General features: G+C 34.1%; 13 protein-coding genes. 11 read left to right on the top strand and 2 right to left on the bottom strand.

Annotated elements, in window-relative coordinates; translation table 11 throughout:
- Positions 1-119: 119 nt before the first annotated feature.
- The 11 genes from EMN46_RS04850 (at position 120) to EMN46_RS04800 (ending at position 15,466) form a co-directional block, all read left to right on the top strand.
- Positions 120-767 (top strand): carboxymuconolactone decarboxylase family protein, encoded by a 648-nt coding sequence (locus tag EMN46_RS04850; RefSeq protein ID WP_154199551.1) that lies wholly within the window; start codon positions 120-122, stop codon positions 765-767.
- A 1,199-nt stretch (positions 768-1,966) separates the two neighbouring features.
- Positions 1,967-3,265, top strand: a complete 1,299-nt coding sequence (gene eno / locus EMN46_RS04845) for a phosphopyruvate hydratase (RefSeq protein WP_368667497.1) — start codon at positions 1,967-1,969, stop codon at positions 3,263-3,265.
- A 285-nt stretch (positions 3,266-3,550) separates the two neighbouring features.
- A complete protein-coding gene (locus tag EMN46_RS04840) occupies positions 3,551-5,803 on the top strand; it encodes a glycosyltransferase family 4 protein (protein ID WP_154199549.1) in 2,253 nt (750 codons plus the stop codon).
- A 3-nt stretch (positions 5,804-5,806) separates the two neighbouring features.
- On the top strand, positions 5,807-6,733 hold the full coding sequence (locus EMN46_RS04835; RefSeq protein WP_154199548.1) for a glycoside hydrolase family 130 protein: 927 nt from the start codon (positions 5,807-5,809) through the stop codon (positions 6,731-6,733).
- Between the two features lies 1 nt (position 6,734).
- A complete protein-coding gene (locus EMN46_RS04830; protein ID WP_154199547.1) occupies positions 6,735-7,745 on the top strand; it encodes a glycosyltransferase family 4 protein in 1,011 nt (336 codons plus the stop codon).
- Positions 7,746-7,784: 39 nt separating this feature from the next.
- Positions 7,785-9,254: a glycoside hydrolase family 130 protein gene (locus EMN46_RS04825; RefSeq protein WP_154199546.1), complete on the top strand. Its 1,470-nt coding sequence runs from the start codon at positions 7,785-7,787 to the stop codon at positions 9,252-9,254.
- Between the two features lie 786 nt (positions 9,255-10,040).
- Positions 10,041-11,306, top strand: coding sequence for a KamA family radical SAM protein (locus EMN46_RS04820; RefSeq protein ID WP_154199545.1), 1,266 nt, complete (start codon positions 10,041-10,043; stop codon positions 11,304-11,306).
- Between the two features lie 20 nt (positions 11,307-11,326).
- Positions 11,327-13,042 (top strand): hypothetical protein, encoded by a 1,716-nt coding sequence (locus EMN46_RS20380; RefSeq protein ID WP_368667495.1) that lies wholly within the window; start codon positions 11,327-11,329, stop codon positions 13,040-13,042.
- Positions 13,043-13,045: 3 nt separating this feature from the next.
- Entirely contained in the window at positions 13,046-14,023 is a 978-nt protein-coding gene (locus EMN46_RS04810) for an ATP-grasp domain-containing protein (protein WP_154199543.1), read from the top strand.
- Entirely contained in the window at positions 14,020-14,982 is a 963-nt protein-coding gene (locus tag EMN46_RS04805; RefSeq protein WP_154199542.1) for an ATP-grasp domain-containing protein, read from the top strand. Before EMN46_RS04810 ends, EMN46_RS04805 begins: the two co-directional genes overlap by 4 nt.
- 4 nt (positions 14,983-14,986) lie before the next feature.
- On the top strand, positions 14,987-15,466 hold the full coding sequence (locus EMN46_RS04800) for a GNAT family N-acetyltransferase (protein WP_229130274.1): 480 nt from the start codon (positions 14,987-14,989) through the stop codon (positions 15,464-15,466).
- 237 nt (positions 15,467-15,703) lie between these two features.
- On the opposite strand, the gene EMN46_RS04795 is transcribed toward EMN46_RS04800, so the two are convergent.
- Together EMN46_RS04795 and EMN46_RS04790 are read right to left on the bottom strand one after the other, a co-directional pair.
- Entirely contained in the window at positions 15,704-16,186 is a 483-nt protein-coding gene (locus tag EMN46_RS04795; RefSeq protein WP_154199540.1) for a hypothetical protein, read from the bottom strand.
- Between the two features lie 753 nt (positions 16,187-16,939).
- On the bottom strand, positions 16,940-19,150 hold the full coding sequence (locus EMN46_RS04790; RefSeq protein WP_154199539.1) for a tetratricopeptide repeat-containing sensor histidine kinase: 2,211 nt from the start codon (positions 19,148-19,150) through the stop codon (positions 16,940-16,942).
- Between the last annotated feature and the right edge of the window lie 186 nt (positions 19,151-19,336).

The following is a 19,336-nucleotide window of genomic DNA, read 5'->3' as shown; positions in this document are numbered from 1 at the left end:
TCGACTTTAATTGTTTTCTGATGATTCCATAATGTGATTTCAATTAGATAAAAATTCTGAAAGCTATTGGTTACCACAAAACTTAACAGGACCTTTGGTGTAAAGAAATAGAGAAGAAAATGAAAAAGGACACAAGCATTTCGAAATCAATAAGCTCAAGAGCTGTATTTAAACGTCAATTCAGTTTGCGAGAAATGTACAACGCTGCTGTTTTTGCTCCAAGGGCCATGTCAAAACTAATTGGAAATAATAGAAGTAAATTAGTTAACAAACATTTTGTGGAACGCTTACACTTAGCAGTAACCGAAGTAAATGGTTGTGCGCTTTGCTCATATGGACATACTAAAATGGCTTTGCGTCAGGGAATGAGTAGCGAAGAAATTAAAAGCTTTTTAAGCGGAGAAGATACTTTTATTAAACCTGAAGAGGCAAAAGCTATCCTATTTGCCCAACATTACGCCGATTCGAGAGGCTACCCTAAAAAATATGCTTACGATGCTATCGTAAAAGAATATGGCAAAGAAAGAGCACAAATTATACTTTCGGCGATTCAAATGATAACTACTGGAAATCTGTACGGCATTCCCATCAGTGCATTTCAATCTAGACTTAAAGGGAAACCATATAAAGGCAGTACTTTGTTTTACGAACTAAAGATGCAGATACTAGGTCTTCTAATTCTGCCCATTGCTATTATTCATGGCTTTGTTAGAGGTTTAATTGGTTTACCCAACGAAAAATTCGACAAAAGTACGGATGTCGACTAGTGTGAATTCTTGATGATTAACCTATTCAATCAACTTATTGGTAAGAATAAAAATTGCACAAAACACCAAGGATATCTCATGCGAATAAATCCTAAATTTCAAGGAAAAACAATTAATCGATAGTCGTTTAAGTAAAAAACAAGAATTTTAGCTGCTCAAAATCTCAATCTAAGATACCCTTAGCCACGTAGCAAAAGAGCAATTTATTATGGTAAAAGCATGCCCCAAGTAAGTATCACCTCTACAATTTTAAATGATTGGGATAAAATTATTCCAATTTCAGTTTATAAACACGGCAATAATGGTAGTCGTAAAGATTAATAAATACGAAAATCTAAGCAGATTCCTTTTAGATTAAAAAACAAACTCCCTCTGTGAGCCATACTAAAGCTCGCTCCAAACAATACATTGACATTTCGCAGAAACCAGTAATCAAGCAAAAATTGCAAACGAGTTATTTTTAAGCGATCCCTTTATTTAAAATCGAACTTTAATATTTAGCAAAAAGATACTATAATTAACTTTATACATATAAGGTTATCTGTAAATTATCCGTAATTTTATAGAAGCAAGTTTATCATTGTAATATAAGATTATCTAAATTTTATAAATGTTTTCCAAACGAATAGACTAGCTGTCAAACATTAAGATGTATTCGAGAGACACAAGGTGATATTTAAGAAATCCTGCATTTAACGCAGACAAGGAATATCATGCTACCGCAAATTTGACGGAGTAGGCAAACCATAATGGTGCCACTATTGAAGCAGACATTTAATTAAGCAAGACACAACCAAGAAATAGCGGAGTTTACACAGCGCTTAAATTTGGAAAACCACATAAAGCTTGTATGTAACAAGCTTACATCGCATAATCCTACTGATTTAACCCGATACCATGTAACCAGTTGTTACATGTGTTTTGTTGGTTTAATAAATTCAGAGGGTACTTGGGGAAATAATAATTTTTCCGGCACCACACTTACAATTGTAATAAATAAAAAGTGCTGTGGTTCTGAATTTAATTATAACCCAAAGGCCCTTCAAAAACCAAGGAACAAAGGAGTTAAAACCAATAAGTAGGAAAATGCAGGCAAGATAGTTTATTAGACAGACGACCAATGTGTGCAACTGTAAAAAAAGCACCACCATTTTAGTTGCCTTTTATAAGAATAACAAATTCAAATAAGGAGGACTTACATTATGAAAATTCAAAAAGTTGAAGCAATCGAAATACTTGATTCAAGAGGAAATCCTACAGTTGAAGTAAACTTAAGATTAGAAGACGGTACATTTTCTCGTGCTATGGTTCCAAGTGGAGCATCAACAGGAGAACGAGAAGCAACAGAATTAAGGGATGGTGATAAAAACCGATATGGTGGCAAGGGTGTTTTAAAAGCGGTTAATAATGTTAATACGATTATAGCCAAAGAAATTGAAAATAAATGTTTCAGTAATCAGAGAGAACTTGATTATACGCTAATAGAACTAGATAATACACCTAATAAAGCAAAATTAGGAGCAAATGCAATACTTGGTGTTTCTATGGCTTTTGCCCGGGCAAAAGCACTAAGTGCCAACATGCCTTTATACCAATATTTAGGCGGAAGTAATGCACACATTATGCCCGTTCCTTGTATGAACGTTATTAACGGTGGTAGGCATGCCGACAACACAGTAGATTTTCAAGAATTTATGATTGCACCTCACAATGCAACATCATTTAGAGAATCCATCCGCATGGGAGAAGAAGTTTTTCATGCCTTAAAAGCCGTATTAAAATCTAAAGGTTTAAGCACTGGTGTTGGTGATGAAGGAGGATTTGCCCCTGATCTAAAATCGAATGAACAAGCTGTTGAGATGATTTTAGAAGGCATAACTAAAGCAGGATATACACCAGGAAAAGATGTAAGCATCTGCCTTGATCCTGCTGCAAGTGAGATGTGGGAAGATGGGAAATATAGATTTTTTAAAAGTTCCCAGAAATTAGTTTCGAGTGATGAAATGGTTAAACTTTGGGAAAGTTGGGTAAACCAATATCCAATTGTTTTACTGGAAGATGGCTTAGCTGAAAATGACTGGGAAGGTTGGAAAAACCTAACAGATGTTATCGGTAAAAAAATTGAAATTGTTGGTGATGATTTATTCTGTACTAATAAATCTATACTATCCGAGGGCATTAGCAAAGGTGTTGCAAATTCAATTCTGATTAAACTAAATCAAATAGGTACCGTTACTGAAACACTCGAAACCATTGAGCTTGCATATCGAAATTCATACAATTGTTTTGTTTCTCACAGGAGTGGTGAAACTGTAGATAGTTTTATTGCAGATTTAACCGTGGGTATTAATGCAGGACATTTAAAAACAGGCAGTGGTTGCCGTGGAGAACGTATTGAAAAATTCAATCAACTTATGAGAATTGAATACGAATTAGGAAAAGCATCCCGTTTTGCTGGGATTACAGCATTTAAAAATGCTAAATATAACAGCAAATAAATAACACCCGCCGCACAATATATGGTATAGGATATTAAGGTTTGAAAACCTATGAACTCCCTTAGGTTTGTTCTTAGGTTTTCAACGTTTTATTGCTCCTAAAGAAGCTAATTAAAACGCATCTAAAATCGCCAAAAAACCACACGATTCCCTAATGCCATCCGTTACCGACATAGCACAAGAAAACAACTAAAGTTGTTTATGAATATAAAAACAAGATTAACTTTTCTGCCAACACCAGATTAGTTACAAACTTGTTTATAGAACAATATAAAATATACAAATATGAAACTTGCATTTATTGGAACATATCCTCCACGGGAATGTGGCATTGCTACTTTTACTAGGAACCTTTACGAATCAATGAAAACAACGGCTTCAATGCCAAAGGATAATGAAACAGATAATGCCCCTGTTGATGGATTTATTGTGGCAATGAATGACCCTGATAAAACCTATAATTACCCTGAAGAAGTAAAACTAACCATTAGGCAAGAACATCAACGTGATTATTTAAAAGCCGCCAAATTTATTAATGTCAGTGATGCCAATATTTGCGTTCTTGAACATGAATTTGGAATATATGGCGGAGAAAATGGCATATACATTCTTCCCTTGCTATATCGTCTTGAAATTCCACTGGTCGTAACGCTTCACACCGTATTGAAAGAACCATCTTACAACGAAAAAGCTGTATTGCAAGAAATATGTAAAATGGCAAATAAGGTTGTGGTAATGAGTCGAAAAGCCATTGAATTTCTGATTAATATTTACGATGTCGATAAAAACAAAATTGTTTATATTGAACATGGAGTGCCTGATTTACAGTTTCTTCAAAAGCAATCGAAACATGAATTCCATCTTGAAAAAAGGAAGTTGATACTTACATTTGGCTTTATTGGTCGCAGTAAAGGAATTGAAACGGTTATAGATGCTTTACCCCAAGTGGTCAAAAAACATCCTGAGGTTTTATATATGATTTTAGGAAAAACCCATCCCAATGTTTTGAAACACGATGGAGAAGAGTACCGTACTTATCTTCAGAAATTAGTGAAAAAACATAATCTAAACGATAACGTTCTTTTTCTAAATGAATTTGTCAACCAAAAAGAACTATTTAAATATTTATCAGCATCTGATATTTATGTAACACCCTACCTTAATGAAGCTCAAATTACCAGTGGCACACTTTCTTATGCTGTAGGTGTTGGTTCGGCAGTTGTTTCAACACCCTATTGGCATGCCACTGAATTATTAGCTGAAGGCAGAGGACGCCTTTTCGATTTTAGAGACACATCTAAATTATCAGAAATTATCACAGAATTACTTGATAACCCAACAGCCTTAAAAGAACTTCGCAAGACGGCCTATGATTATGGCAGAACAATTACGTGGCCAATGACTGGTGGTAAGTATGTATCACTAGCTAAAGCTATTCTTACCGAAAAACCAGCCTTAATAACAGCAAAAAACAATACGATTGATCCGCTTATTCTTCCTCCATTTTCCTTGGCTCACATTAAACGCTTAACAGACGATACGGGGATTATTCAACATGCAAAATATGGTATTCCAAACCTAAAAGAAGGATACTGTTTAGATGATAATGCCAGAGCATTGCTAATGGTACTTATGGTACACCATCAGAAAAAGGATGCACTTGCACTCGACTTGGCACCCATTTACTTGAGTTATATTCACTACATGCAAAACGAGGATGGAACATTCAGAAACTTCCTTAGTTTTAGCAGAAATTTTCTTGACGAACTTGGCTCGGAAGATTCATTTGGTAGAACAATATGGGCACTGGGGTATTTACTAGCAAATGCACCCAATGATGCGTATTATCAAACAGGAAAATCAATCTTCTTTAAGGCCTTTCCTAATTTCGCAAATTTAAAATCCATAAGAGGTATTGCCAATACCATGGTAGGTATTAGTTATTATCTGAAGAACAATCCTAGCGATGAGCCTATGGTTGACTTGCTAAAAACCCTTGCTGGCAAGCTAGTAAAACATTATGATAATAATGCCACTCCAGATTGGAAATGGTTTGAACCAGAACTAACCTATGATAATGCCATGTTGCCACTTGCTCTTTTGCATGCAGCTGAAATAACCAACGACAAAAAAATAACAGATGTGGCATTAGAATCCATGAGCTTTCTGAATGAAATAAGCTTAAAAGAAGGTTATTTATCGATTATTGGAAACGAGAAATGGTATAAAAAAGGAGGCGAACGCTCTATGTTTGCCCAGCAGCCTTTAGATGCGCTTGCCATGATTTTAATGCTACAACAAGCTTTCCATTTGACAAAAGAGGAAAAATACCTAAACAAAGTATTTGTTTGCTTTATGTGGTTTCTAGGCGAAAATGACCTGAGAATCAATTTGTTTGATTTTGAAACCAATGGCTGTTGTGATGGTCTCGAAAATAATGGTGTAAATAGAAATCAAGGAGCAGAAAGCACCCTCGCCTATCTGATTTCACATCTAATTGTATTACGTGCTTTTGAAGAATCCGAAAAAACAAAATAAGCTATGTTAATTAAAAGGTATTCAAAGAATCCAATTCTTACAAAGGATAATGTCCCTTATCCAGTAGCTACCGTACATAATGCGGGCGTGGTAAAACACAATGGAACTTACATTATGATTTTTAGGTCGCACAAACTTAATGGACGAAGTATTTTGGGCAAAGCCGTGAGTCAGAATGGTTATGATTTTAAAGTAGAAAAAGAGCCGTTTATGGTCCCTGCCACCGAAGGAATATTTAAAGAGTATGAAGAATACGGTGTAGAAGATCCCAGAATCGTTTTTATCGATGGAGAGTATTTAATTACTTACAGCGCCTACTCGCGGCATGGTGTACGCGTAGGATTGGCAAAAACTAAGGATTTTAAATCCATAGAACGGTTTTCTCTGATTACGGAAGCTGATTACCGCAATGTGGTTATTTTCCCAGAGAAATTTAACGGTCTTTATGCCCGTTTAGATCGCCCTCATTCCGAAATATCACCTTGGTCTGTCTGGATTTCCTACTCACCCGACTTAAAGTTTTGGGGCGAATCAAAACTAATCATGAAACCTCTACAATACCATTGGGATGAAATGAAAATTGGTCCTGGTGTACCTCCTATTAAAACGCCCCGTGGCTGGTTAAATATCTATCATGGTGTATTTCCAACAATGGATGGTTGTGTTTACAGGCTTGGAGTTGCATTGCACGACTTAAAAGATCCTTCGAAAATTATTGCTGTAGGAGATGAATGGATCTTACAACCCGAAGAAGTTTATGAAATTACGGGATATGTTCACAACGTTGTATTTAGTTGTGGTGCCGTTCCGGAACCAGATGGAACGATAAAAATATATTGGGGTGGAGCCGATAAAGTAATGTGTGTAGGTACGGCAGTTATAGAAGAACTCGTTGACCATTGTTTGAATAATTCACGTAATCCCATGTAAAATGAAAATAGCTATTTTATCTCCAATTGCCTGGAGAACACCACCCTTAAAATACGGACCCTGGGAACAAGTCGCTTCAAATATTGCAGAAGGACTTATTGAACAAGGTTATGACGTTACTTTATTTGCAACAGGTAATTCAAAAACAAAAGGGAAATTGCAATCTATTTCGGAAACGGCTTATGCCGAAAATCCTGATATTGAACCCAAAGTTTGGGAATGTCTACACATCAGTAATTTGATGGAACAAGCAAAGGACTTTGATATCATACACAATAACTTTGATTTTTTACCTCTTAGCTATTCGCGACTTATAAAAACACCCATGATAACAACAATTCATGGTTTTTCATCGCCCAAAATAGTACCGGTATTTAAAAAATACAATGCTAACAATTCTTATGTATCTATCAGTAATTCGGACCGAAGTCCTGAACTAGATTATATTGCAACCGTTTATAACGGCATAAACACAGATTGCTTTACATTTAGCGCAATCGCAAAAGATTATTTGTTGTTTTTTGGTCGAATCCATCCCGAAAAGGGAACCTACGAAGCCATACAAATTGCAAAAAAATCGAAACGGAAATTAATCATCTCAGGTTTAATACAAGATCAGGCATACTTTGATACGAAAATCAAACCATTTATCAATAACGAAGATATTGTATATGTGGGTAATTCTGGACCTGCCGAAAGAGATCAATTATTGGGTAATGCTTTTGCCCTATTGCACCCAGTTAGCTTTAACGAGCCCTTTGGCTTAAGCGTTGCCGAAGCCATGCTTTGTGGAACACCTGTTGTTGCATTTCGCCGAGGTTCAATGTCCGAATTAATTAAGGATACTAAAACTGGATATCTTGTTCATACGATAGATGAAGCAGTAAATGCTGTAAATAATATCAAATCAATTGACCGAGCATACTGCAGAGAATGGGCTAATTCAAAATTTAGTAGAAAAAAAATGATTGAAGGCTATTTGAATGTTTACAAGAAAATTTTAATGAAATAGAGTTGGTTGTTGATGTTTGAAATAATATAAAATTACGTTATGAATAAGGATACAATTAGTAGACCATTAATTAAACGAAAAAAAACAAAAATAGAACGCGATACTTCACGAGTGATTGCTCGTGCTAACATCCCCGGCATGTCGCGTATTCGTAAAATAATTAACCGGGTATTAGGTCTCTCTGAGGAGGATGCTGAAAATTTGTTGGAAAAAATTAATTTTGATTTTGTCGACCGACATAAGAATATTGGCTTACAATTCGAAAGACATTTTAATAAGGTGCTGGAATTTATGCCCAAAATAGAGTCGATTAGCAAAACAAAAAAAATGTTGATTGGTGCTTATTTTACAATGGAATATTCCATAGAATCGGCAGCACTATTTAATCCATCTATTATTCCTCACCCCGATCAAAGCAATGTTCCAGAAGGTAGCCTTCGTTTTATTATGAGTCTTAGAGCAACTGGGGAAGGACATATCTCATCGATTGTTTTTCGGAGTGGAATTATTGAAAGTGATTATTTATTACATTTTAATAGTATCTCAGAGTTTGCTGAAACTCCAGAATTATCGCATGATCCGATTTACGATAAACATTCGTTTTATTTAAAATTGGAAGAAATGCACGTATGGGACGAAACATGTATTCGTGTTCTCGACCAAGTACCCGAAGCTTTTACTTACCGAGATCTAAAAATCAGTATCAACAAACTTTACACAGACTCGAATTTTAAAAGTAGCGACCTAAGTATTGATATTATCAACTGGTTAGCAAATTCGAATTATAAACTAAAATTTGATAAAAAGAGTAAGATTTCGGAACGTGTCATATTTCCAGTTTCTGAAAATGAAAGTAGGGGAATTGAAGATGCTCGTTTTGTACAGTTTTATAATGACAATGGAGAGATTACCTACTATGCAACTTATACTGCATACAATGGCCATACTATTCTTTCTCAACTTATTGAAACAACCGATTTTCTAACCTTCAACATTGTGACTTTAAATGGGGCAGCCATTCAAAATAAAGGAATGGCACTTTTTCCTCGTAAAATTAAGGGTAAATATGTCATGCTATCGCGTCAAGATGGTGAAAACAATTACATTATGTTTTCTGATAATTTGTATTATTGGCATAAAGCTCAAATTTTACAAGAACCCAAAGAAACTTGGGAATTTATTCAGATAGGGAATTGTGGTTCGCCAATTGAAATCAACGAAGGTTGGTTAGTGCTAACACATGGTGTAGGTCCTATGAGGCAATATTGCATGGGTGCCATCCTTTTAGACAAAGAAAATCCTGAAAAGGTGATTGCACGCTTAAAGAAACCCCTACTAACTCCCAATGAAAAAGAGAGGGAAGGTTATGTTCCTAATGTTGTTTATTCTTGTGGTTCTATGATTCACAATAACATGTTGATTATTCCCTATGCTATGTCTGATATAAGTTCTGGAATTGCAACCGTAGATTTAAAAAGTTTGATTGATAGTATGGATTTTTGTGATTGAGAATATCTTAATTAATATTCTGTCCTTAAAGATAATGCCGATATATAAAGTGAGCGTTAAAATCATTAGCTCTCCTTAAATATATCGGCATTATACATTGTAAAATTCCATTCCATATATAGTCTAATCTGGAAAAATATTTTTTTTCACTTTCAAGCGTAATGAGCGTACAAGCAAATTCAACTCTCAAATGCAACTTATAACTCAGCTCTAATTATTGGTTTTGTTCACACATCGAATTTCACAGGTAACATTTATCTAAAATAAGAGTTCGGTTAATCTTAAGAATGATCAACTAATTATAGGTTTAATATTGAAATTTATTAAAATAAAATAGGGATTAATCACTAACAATTTATTTATCTTAATAATAAAATTAATATTACCTCAACCATGAATTAAAATCTAAAAACATGAAGATAAAAACAGAATAATACTTCAGAATTAACAAGCCTAAGCATTAAAAAGTGATCATTTTATTATATTAACAAACACAATAAATAAAAAGTTAAATTCAGTAGTCAAAACAAGCCCTTTCACACTAGATACAAACACTAACGACAAACAAATCAGAAATATTTAAAAAGACAAAAACACAGCCCCATATATTTTGATAAGTATAAAGAAGAACAAACGCGTATAAAAACCCACAAAACAAAGGGGGTAAACAATAATGTAAAACACTTATTTCTCACACTTAATTTTTTTTGAAAAAAAACTTAACAAAAACAATAAAACGAAGCATAGAATAGTGTAAGTTTGACAATTAAAAAAAAAGAAATAAAGATGTACAAAGATCTTTTACAAACCGCTGATGAACCTCCCCTTGGGCAGGAGAAGATTAGCCATGAAATGATTCCGTTAACAACGGTTTCTGCCGGACATTTGTTTAAACAAAATCAGATTCCAAACTCTGATTTTAATGTTCTTAGCGATTCTACCGCAAAATTTAAAACGAAGTATTTCCCTCTCGCTACCGATAAACAATGGAATAATTGGCATTGGCAAGTTCAAAACAGCTACACTCAATTTAGTAAACTAGCAGAAGTCATAGATATTAGCACCATTGATAATGTGGAGTTTCTAAATAAGTCAAGAAAATTGCCCTTAAGAATCACCCCTTATTATGCCAGCTTATTGGAAGATAAGAGTCCTAATTACGCCATCGCAAAATCTGTTGTTCCTTCAAAAGAAGAATTAATTATTTCGGAAGGAGAAGAATCAGATCCTTTGCATGAAGATAGTATGTGTCCCGTTCCTAATTTGGTTCACCGCTATCCCGATCGCGTACTATTGCTTTCCACAGGCTTTTGCTCTACGTATTGCCGATATTGCACGCGCTCTCACATGGTGCTTAAAGACAAAAAACATTATGGAGAAAAAGCATGGGCCGATTCTATCGAATATATCAAAAACACACCAAGTGTTCGTGATGTACTTATTTCTGGTGGTGACCCATTAACAATGAATGATAAGCATCTTGAATTCTTGTTATCGTCATTACATGCCATTCCTCATGTTGAAATCATAAGGATTGGAACAAAAGTACCCATGGTTATGCCACAGCGTATTACCAAAAAGTTGGTTAGAATGCTGAAAAAGTATCACCCTCTTTATATAAGTATTCATTGCACACATCCCGACGAGATTACCCCTGAGGTAACAGAAGCTGTAACTCGCCTTGTTAATGCAGGCATTGTACTTGGTAGCCAAACGGTACTCCTTAAAGGAATAAACGACAATGTGGAAACCATGAAAGAGCTCATGCTCAAACTATTAAAAATAAGGATAAGACCTTATTACATTTATCAATGTGACCCTATACTTGGTTCTTCACACTTTAGAACTCCTGTAGCCAAAGGATTAGAAATAATACAAGGATTACGTGGTTTTATAAGTGGCTACGCTATTCCCCATTACGTTATTGATGCTCCCGGTGGCGGTGGTAAAATCCCCCTCCTACCCGAATATTATCAAGGACGAAAAGGAGATTATGTGATGATTAAAAATTTCGAGAATAAAATCTATAAGTATTACGATCCAATCAAATGAGCCTATTTAAAATAAGGAAGGTGACGGATTCTTTCCACCCTTCCAATAAACGCGCAATAGAGCAAGTTTTAGATATTTTGAGAATTCATTTTCCTTCTATAAAAGAGGATAAAATCAATGAGATTCTCGAGCAAATGAAGGATCCGATGAAGTACCAATTTTCATCTACCTTATTTGTAGCCGAAGATGGGCGATTTAACGTGAAAGGGTTCGCCATTCTTTTTTATATGCCCGACACCCATTTTTGTTTCCTTGATTACATCGCTGTAAAACCGGGACGCATTTCGTCTGGTGTTGGTGGTGCCATATACGAAAGATTGAGAGAAGAAGCTCATCTACTTAAATCTATCGGTGTTTTTATGGAATGCCTACCCGATGAAGAAACTTTATGTTCGGATAAAAGTGAAATAAAGCAAAACCAATCACGTTTGGCTTTTTACGAGCGTTATGGTGCCCGCCCTATTATAGGTACAAGTTATGAAGTACCTGTAAATGATGGTGATGATTGTCCTCCACATCTTCTTTTTGATGATTTGGGTAAGGACTATCAATTGTCTGCCACAGAACTCAAAAAAATTATTAAAGCTATTTTACAGCGAAAATATCCAACGTATTGTCCTGCCGAGTATGTGAAAATGGTTGTCGATTCGGTAAAAGATAATCCTGTACAATTACGCGATTATAAATATTTGGTTAACAACATACCGCTGGAAAAGAATAAAGCGATTAAAAATCTAATTCCCCTAATTGTTAACGACAAACACGATATTCATCATGTAAAGGAAAGAGGTTACATAGAATCGCCAGTAAGAATATCCAGCATTTTAAAAGAAATAACCAAATTAGATTCTTTTAAAGTAATGCCTACAAGAGATTTTGCGGACAAACATATCACAAATGTGCACAATCCAAAATACTTCAATTATTTTAAAACAATCTGCGATAATTTTCCAGAAGGTAAATCCATATATCCTTATGTTTTTCCTGTAAGAAATACCACTAGACCTCCGAAAGATTTGTCTGTTTTGGCAGGATATTATTGTATAGATACGTTTACACCTTTAAACAAGAATGCTTTTGTAGCCTCGCGTTCAGGGGTTAATTGTGCTCTTACCGGAGCAGAGTTATTGCTAGAAGGACATCATACGGCTTATGCTTTGGTTAGACCTCCAGGACACCATGCCGAACGCGATGTTTTTGGTGGCTTCTGTTATTTTAACAACGCCTCCATTGCCGCTAATTTTCTTTCAGAATATGGAAAAATAGCCATTCTAGACATTGATTATCATCACGGGAATGGGCATCAACAAATTTTTTATAAACGAAGTGATGTGCTTACAGTTTCTATCCATGGTAACCCTTCATTTGCATACCCATATTTTACTGGTTTTGCCGATGAAACAGGTGAAGGAGAAGGCTTAGGTTATAACCATAATTTCCCACTTAAGGAAAACCTAACAGGAGAAGAGTACTTGGTCGTTTTAAAAAAAGCACTTAAGAAAATTAGCGCTTATAAACCCGATTATCTAGTTATAAGTCTTGGACTTGACATTGCCAAGGGAGATCCTACGGGAACTTGGTCACTAAAAGCTTCTGATTTTGCAAACAATGGTAAAGAAATAGGTAAACATGGATTTCCCATTTTATTTGTACAAGAAGGTGGATATAAAAACAGAACTCTCGGCATTAATGCCCGCAATTTTTTTGATGGTTTTTTATCAACACGCATAAAATAAAAGATGAAAATAGGATTAACATACGACTTGAGAACAGATTACCTCAACGACGGTTATTCGCTGGAAGAAACAGCTGAATTTGATAAAGAAAGTACCATAGAAGGTATAGAACAAGCCATTGAAAAAACAGGACACCATACCATAAGGATAGGCAATTCAAAAACCTTAATGCAACAGCTGTTAAATGGACAACGTTGGGATATGGTGTTCAACATAAGCGAAGGTTTATATGGCGAAGGCAGGGAATCGTTAGTACCTGCACTTCTCGATAATTTTAGAATTCCTTACGTTTTTTCGGGTCCAATTACTTTAGGTATTTCACTCAACAAAGCATTTGCTAAGCAAATAATTAGGGATAAGAAAATCAATACGCCTGATTTCTTTGTGGTGACAAAAATTGAAGATGTAGAAGACATTAATCTTGTCTATCCTTTATTTGCAAAACCCATATCGGAAGGTACTGGTAAAGGCATCGATTCAAAATCAAAAATGAACTCTAAAGCAGAGTTATTGAGCGTTTGTAGTCATCTACTCCAAAAATTTAACCAAGCGGTATTGGTCGAAGAATATCTTCCTGGTAGAGAATTTACTGTGGGCGTTCTTGGAACTGGAAAAACAGCACACATTCTTGGAGCTATGGAGATACTTTATAAGAATAACACCGAGTCGATTTATTCGTATGAAACCAAAGAAAATTACGAAGAAATAGTAGACTATGTAGCCGTTAAGGATGACCTTTTAAAAGAATGTGAAAGTCTTGCTTTGGATGTATGGAAAACATTAAATTGTTATGATGGCGGTCGCGTTGATGTAAAAATTGATAAACAAGGAAATTTAAGTTTTATCGAAGTAAATCCTCTAGCAGGTTTAAATCCAATAACTTCAGACTTACCAATACTATGTAAACTAAATGGCATAAGCTATCAAGAAATCATTAATGAGATATTAGAATCAGCCATAAAAAGGAATTTTAAATTATGAAAAAGGTAACTATTCTCCATAATCGAATAGAAAATAACACAGCCGATGAACTGGACGTTTTAGATCAGAAAGAATTAGTAAGAAAAGCTTGCAGCAATTTAGGTTATGAAGTAGAAACTTTAACTGTAGGTGATCATATTAAAAACGACCTTGAAATCGTAGCTTCGTCAAAACCAGATATGGTTTTTAACCTTGTGGAAGCCACTTGGGGAAAAGGCGAATTAATCTATTTTGCTCCGGCTATTCTTAATTCCTATAAAATTCCCTATACAGGTATCCCATTAGATGCACTCTTTGTAACCACCAATAAAGTATTAGCTAAAAAAATGATGCTGAAGGATAAACTTCCTACAGCACCATTTTTTGCTATCAATGAAATTCATTTATTAGATCCCCAAAAAATATATATAATAAAACCCATTTGGGAAGAGGGCTCGGTAGGTATTTTGGAAGAATTAATTTTCACACTTGCCGATACCAATAAGATAAACATAATAAAGGGAGTGTCTGTTTCCCAGTATTTTATCGAAGAGTTTATTGAAGGACGAGAATTCAACATCAGCATTCTTGCAGGAGAAAACGGCCCCGAAGTATTACCTCCCGCAGAAATGATATTCTCTGAATATTTTAACGACAAACCTAAAATTGTAGGCTATAAAGCCAAATGGGATGAAGATAGCGAAGAATACAAACACACAAATCGTTCATTCGGCACTTTGGATAATAATCCCATATTAAAGAAAAAATTGGTTGATATTTGTACAAAAAGCTGGAAACTTTTTAATCTTCACGGTTACGTTCGTATCGATTTTAGACTTGATGAATGGGATAATCCCTACATTTTAGAAGTTAATGGCAATCCCTGTATAGCTCCAGATAGTGGATTCATTGCTGCATCAGAATACGCGGGATATTCAAGAACCCAAATTATAGAACGTATTCTAAATGATTTGAATTAAAATGATGAATTTCAGAAAAGAACTTAATAAATCAGATTTTGAATATCTGAAAGAAATACTTGTATCTACAGGCTTTTTCTATGATTCAGAAGTGGAAATTGTAAAGGAATTAGTAGAAGAAAATCTCGAAAAAGGAGAAGAAAAAAGCGGCTATATTTTCAATATTGCTGAAGAAAATGGCAAACCAATCGCCTTCACCTGCTATGGTGAAATTCCTGGTACGGAAAGCAGTTTCGACCTCTATTGGATTGCTGTTCACAAATCATCGCGAAATAATGGCATTGGAAAAATACTGATGGACATGGCCGTTGAAGATATCAAAAAAAGAGGCGGTGAAAATATATGGATAGAAACAGCTTCTCGCCCTATTTATGAACCCACCCGTCAATTTTACATCGCTTATGGTTGCAAAAAAGTTGCCGAACTCCCTGCATATTATGGGAAAGACGACAACAAAGTGATCTTTATGATAGAATTAGTATAGCAGTAACTAATTATGGCTGGAATATCATAATAAACAATGGTCAGTCAACTTGTAACGATAATAGCCGAAATAATAGTAAATGAATGCGTTGTAGCCAGCCAATTGTATTTAAAAGAGATACAAAGTATAATATGTAACTATATCTGCTATTCTCTTACAAAATACTGATCGATGTAAGTCATATATCAATGGTAAACTTGAAACAAGCCCCGTGTAACATCACGGGGCTTTGTTGTTTTATTTTAGATAGCTTTTAATAAGCTTAGACCAACTCTCAAAAGATTGTAGTTCTCCGTTAAGCTGAGTGTTTATTTCCGAATTAAAAAATTCCATTGTAATATCACTCTTGCTTTTATCAAAAGGAATGAAATTTAATTCTAGCTTATCAACAACATTTGTAGTGCTATCTTTATTAACAATTCTCCGTGTCGCATTTTGAACCACACAGTTTTTAACATCTGCTAGGTTTACAGATTGATTAACGACACCATCTGCCAGCTGCTTGGAGAAGAAGACATGCTTTTTTGTTTCATCAATACCAATTACAAAATCTCCACAAATTTCGTGTTTGCTAACTTTACAATTATGTTGATTTGCAATATTAATTAGTGATTGTAACGTTTTTCGTTCTTTTTTTTTCCTTTTGTGCTCCATCATAACAACAGGTACAACGCAAATAGCTACTAGAATAGCTCCAGTAATGGTACTTCCTAAATTCATTTTTAAGTTTTTTAAAATTCATAAAATGTAAATTAGGCATTGATATTATACAATGCCGTGCGAATTCAAGTCAAGTCTTATGAAAAGAAATGACTACTTAAAAATGAATTACCAGAAGCAATTGAAAGGGAAAATGATGTTTGTTTTCCGATGGTGTATCAGAAGATTCCTGGCGAAATGGACATACTGAGTAAATGCAGATTTGTAAAATTGATCTGTTCGTTTAGCTAAAGCCCAAAGTTCATTAAATAAATTATCGGAACTTGTAGTAGGAAAATCGTTAAATGTATTTTCGGAACCTTCCAATTGTGTAGAGACACAAAACAAACTTGTAAAAGAAGGTGTATAATATTTTTCTTGCTCTGAAGTGCGAGTATTTTGTGTGTTTTGACTGTCAAAATAAACAAACGACTTTACACCAAAACCTATTGTAAAACAATAAATTGCAGTTAATAATATAACGTTCGATATGATGATCCTCTTTTTCACGGGGCAAATGTAATAAATTATTTTTCTCGCGGAAGAGATTGTATGATTAAGTAACCATTTACTTTTCAATTTCTTCATACTCATCAAAAAGAATTAGTAAATCTTATTTCCACGAATTAACATAAAGCCATTTGACGTAAAATATTTGTCTTCCAGTAAATCGTATAATTAGACTTTCTTTAGGAAACTTAAATCTACAACCGCATATTTATTAAACAACAAGTCAAAATACAGATTTAATTATAGCACCTCATTGCGGCAAATTTAGCTCAACATTGGAATTCTAAAAACAAATAGACTGCCTTTATCAACATTACTTTCCACCCAAATTTTACCATTATGCTTGTCTACAAACTCCTTACACAGTATTAAACCTAGTCCTGTTCCTGTTTCGTCCTCAGTTCCTTTAGTCGAAACATTCTCTGTAATTTTAAATAACTTGGATTGTATTTCAAGAGGAATACCAACGCCGTTATCTTTTACCGAAATTTCAGCAAATTTTTGATTCTTTTGATCAGTTACTGTCTGAGATTTCACCTCAATAACACCTCCTTTATGCGTAAATTTTATAGCATTCGATAGTAAATTTCTTATTACCGTTTCTAACATATTTTTATCAGCTTCTACCGATAAATCTTTTTCATCACTTAACAATAGCTTTATTCCTTTATTACATGCCGACTCTTCTAATAATGAACTTGTTTCGGTTATTAATGCTGATAAATTGATTAATTCTGTTGTGAATTTTATTTTACCTGTTTGAGTCCGTGCCCAGGTAAGTAAATCTTCTAAAAACTTATAGGTTTTAACTGAACTTTCATTAATAATCTTTATAAAAGACCCTCTTTCTTCTTCGTCAATTGTTGTATGATTTTTCAATAAAAAATCTGAAAAGCCCAGTAATGCATTGAAAGGACTTTTTAAATCGTGAGCAATTATCGAGAAAAATTTATCTTTTGTTTCATTTGCTTTTTCGAGCTCAAATGCAAATTTTTGAATTTCTTCCTTTTGCAAAGTCAACGCCTCATTTGTTTTCTCAATTTGTTTTTTTTGCAGCCTAAGAATTGTATTTGCTTTACGTTTTTGTATAGAGCTCCTTAGAATTACGATAATAAGACTCAACATTAAAACAAACCCGAATATGAATACCATATTCAAAATATGTTGATGTTTTGTTTTCTCAGCAGTAATGGCACCCTTCTTTTGTTGGTCTAACTCAATAGCTTGCTTTTCTTTGTCAAATTCGTATTGATATTCAAGTCTGCTAAGTTCTTTTATATTTTTCTCATTAAAAACCCTGTCATTTAATTCTTTATATAGAATATAATTCTCTAAAGCTATTTTATAGTTTTTTGTAGCCGTATATATTTCTGATAATTGCAAATGAATACGCTTTTGTTGATTTAAATTTTCAAGTTCTTTCGCAATTGTAAAACTTTCTTGGGTATATTTTAGTGCTTTTTTTAAATTGGATGCGCCTAGATAATAGGCTCCCAAATTAGCATAAGAATTTAAAATTTGTAATCTATCATTAACTTGTTCACTCTTTTTTAGTGCTTTTTGATAAAAGTCAAAAGCGAGAGTATTTTTACCTTGTGAAAAATATATTCTGCCAATATTATTCATTGACCTTGCTACCTCTTTTTCATCCCCAATTTCCTCATTTATTTTTATTGATTCGTGATAATAGGTAAGGGCTTGTTTAAAATTGTCTTGTTTTCTGCACAATTCTCCCAAATTATTCAAACCCCATGCTTCACCCTTTTTATACGAAATTTCTTTACTGATTTTGTACGATTTTTGATAGTACGGAAAGGCAGAAGTATAGTCACCTTGTTCTGAATATATAGTTGCAATATTATTCAAACAATTTGCTACCTGCATCTTAGAATCCTCTTCTTCGTTAATACTTAACGATTTTTGATAATACTCAAGTGCCAACGGATAATTTCCTTGTACATAATATACTATTGCAATATTGTTCAAACAATTTGCTTTTCCTTGCTTATTACCAATCTCTTCATTAATTTCTATTGCGTTATTATAATTTTCAAGCGACAATGGATAATTCCCTTGGTGTTCATGTATTATTCCAAAAAATTTCAAGCAAAGAGCTATCTTCTTCTTATTTCCCAGAGCTTCATAATTATCTATACTTTTTTGAAAGTAGTCAAGACTCTTTTCATACTTATTTCCAATAAAAGACGTCAAACCTAAGTAATATAAACTCTCAGCTTTTCCTTTCTTAAAATTAAGAATACCTGCTAGTTCATAAGCTTCCTCAGCATACGCTATACTTTTCTTAGGATCTATTTTAAGCGATAAGTCTGCAAAATTATTTAACAAATTAACTCTACTCGTATCTTTTTCTATATGCTGATGGAGCAAATTTTCAAGACTATCAATTTTTGATGTTTGAGAAAAAGGAACTAAACAATTAAGGACAAGTAATACAAACAGGAAGATTTTCTTCATAAATAATATAATAATTGACAATCTTAATCTTACATAAGTTTTACACAATAGCAATTTACTATTAATGTTTTAAAGATTAATTAAAAATAACCATCTTAATTTATAGCCTAAAGTAAAGAACGAAGAGCACCTCTATACACCGTAATCGACTAATCAAAAACACTATAACCTTAGTGCATTTCAAGA

The sequence above is a fragment of the Ancylomarina sp. 16SWW S1-10-2 genome (genome assembly GCF_009669305.1).
GTDB lineage: Bacteria > Bacteroidota > Bacteroidia > Bacteroidales > Marinifilaceae > Ancylomarina.
This window is presented reverse-complemented; position numbering and strand designations above follow the sequence as displayed.

Coding starts and splice junctions, on each gene's coding strand:
- EMN46_RS04850 (WP_154199551.1), top strand. CDS start 120: ATGAAAAAGGACACAAGCATTTCGAAATCAATAAGCTCAAGAGCTGTA.
- EMN46_RS04840 (WP_154199549.1), top strand. CDS start 3,551: ATGAAACTTGCATTTATTGGAACATATCCTCCACGGGAATGTGGCATT.
- EMN46_RS04805 (WP_154199542.1), top strand. CDS start 14,020: ATGAAAAAGGTAACTATTCTCCATAATCGAATAGAAAATAACACAGCC.
- EMN46_RS04790 (WP_154199539.1), bottom strand. CDS start 19,150: ATGAAGAAAATCTTCCTGTTTGTATTACTTGTCCTTAATTGTTTAGTT.
- EMN46_RS04810 (WP_154199543.1), top strand. CDS start 13,046: ATGAAAATAGGATTAACATACGACTTGAGAACAGATTACCTCAACGAC.
- EMN46_RS04825 (WP_154199546.1), top strand. CDS start 7,785: ATGAATAAGGATACAATTAGTAGACCATTAATTAAACGAAAAAAAACA.
- EMN46_RS04835 (WP_154199548.1), top strand. CDS start 5,807: ATGTTAATTAAAAGGTATTCAAAGAATCCAATTCTTACAAAGGATAAT.
- EMN46_RS04820 (WP_154199545.1), top strand. CDS start 10,041: ATGTACAAAGATCTTTTACAAACCGCTGATGAACCTCCCCTTGGGCAG.
- EMN46_RS04795 (WP_154199540.1), bottom strand. CDS start 16,186: ATGAATTTAGGAAGTACCATTACTGGAGCTATTCTAGTAGCTATTTGC.
- EMN46_RS04830 (WP_154199547.1), top strand. CDS start 6,735: ATGAAAATAGCTATTTTATCTCCAATTGCCTGGAGAACACCACCCTTA.
- EMN46_RS04800 (WP_229130274.1), top strand. CDS start 14,987: ATGAATTTCAGAAAAGAACTTAATAAATCAGATTTTGAATATCTGAAA.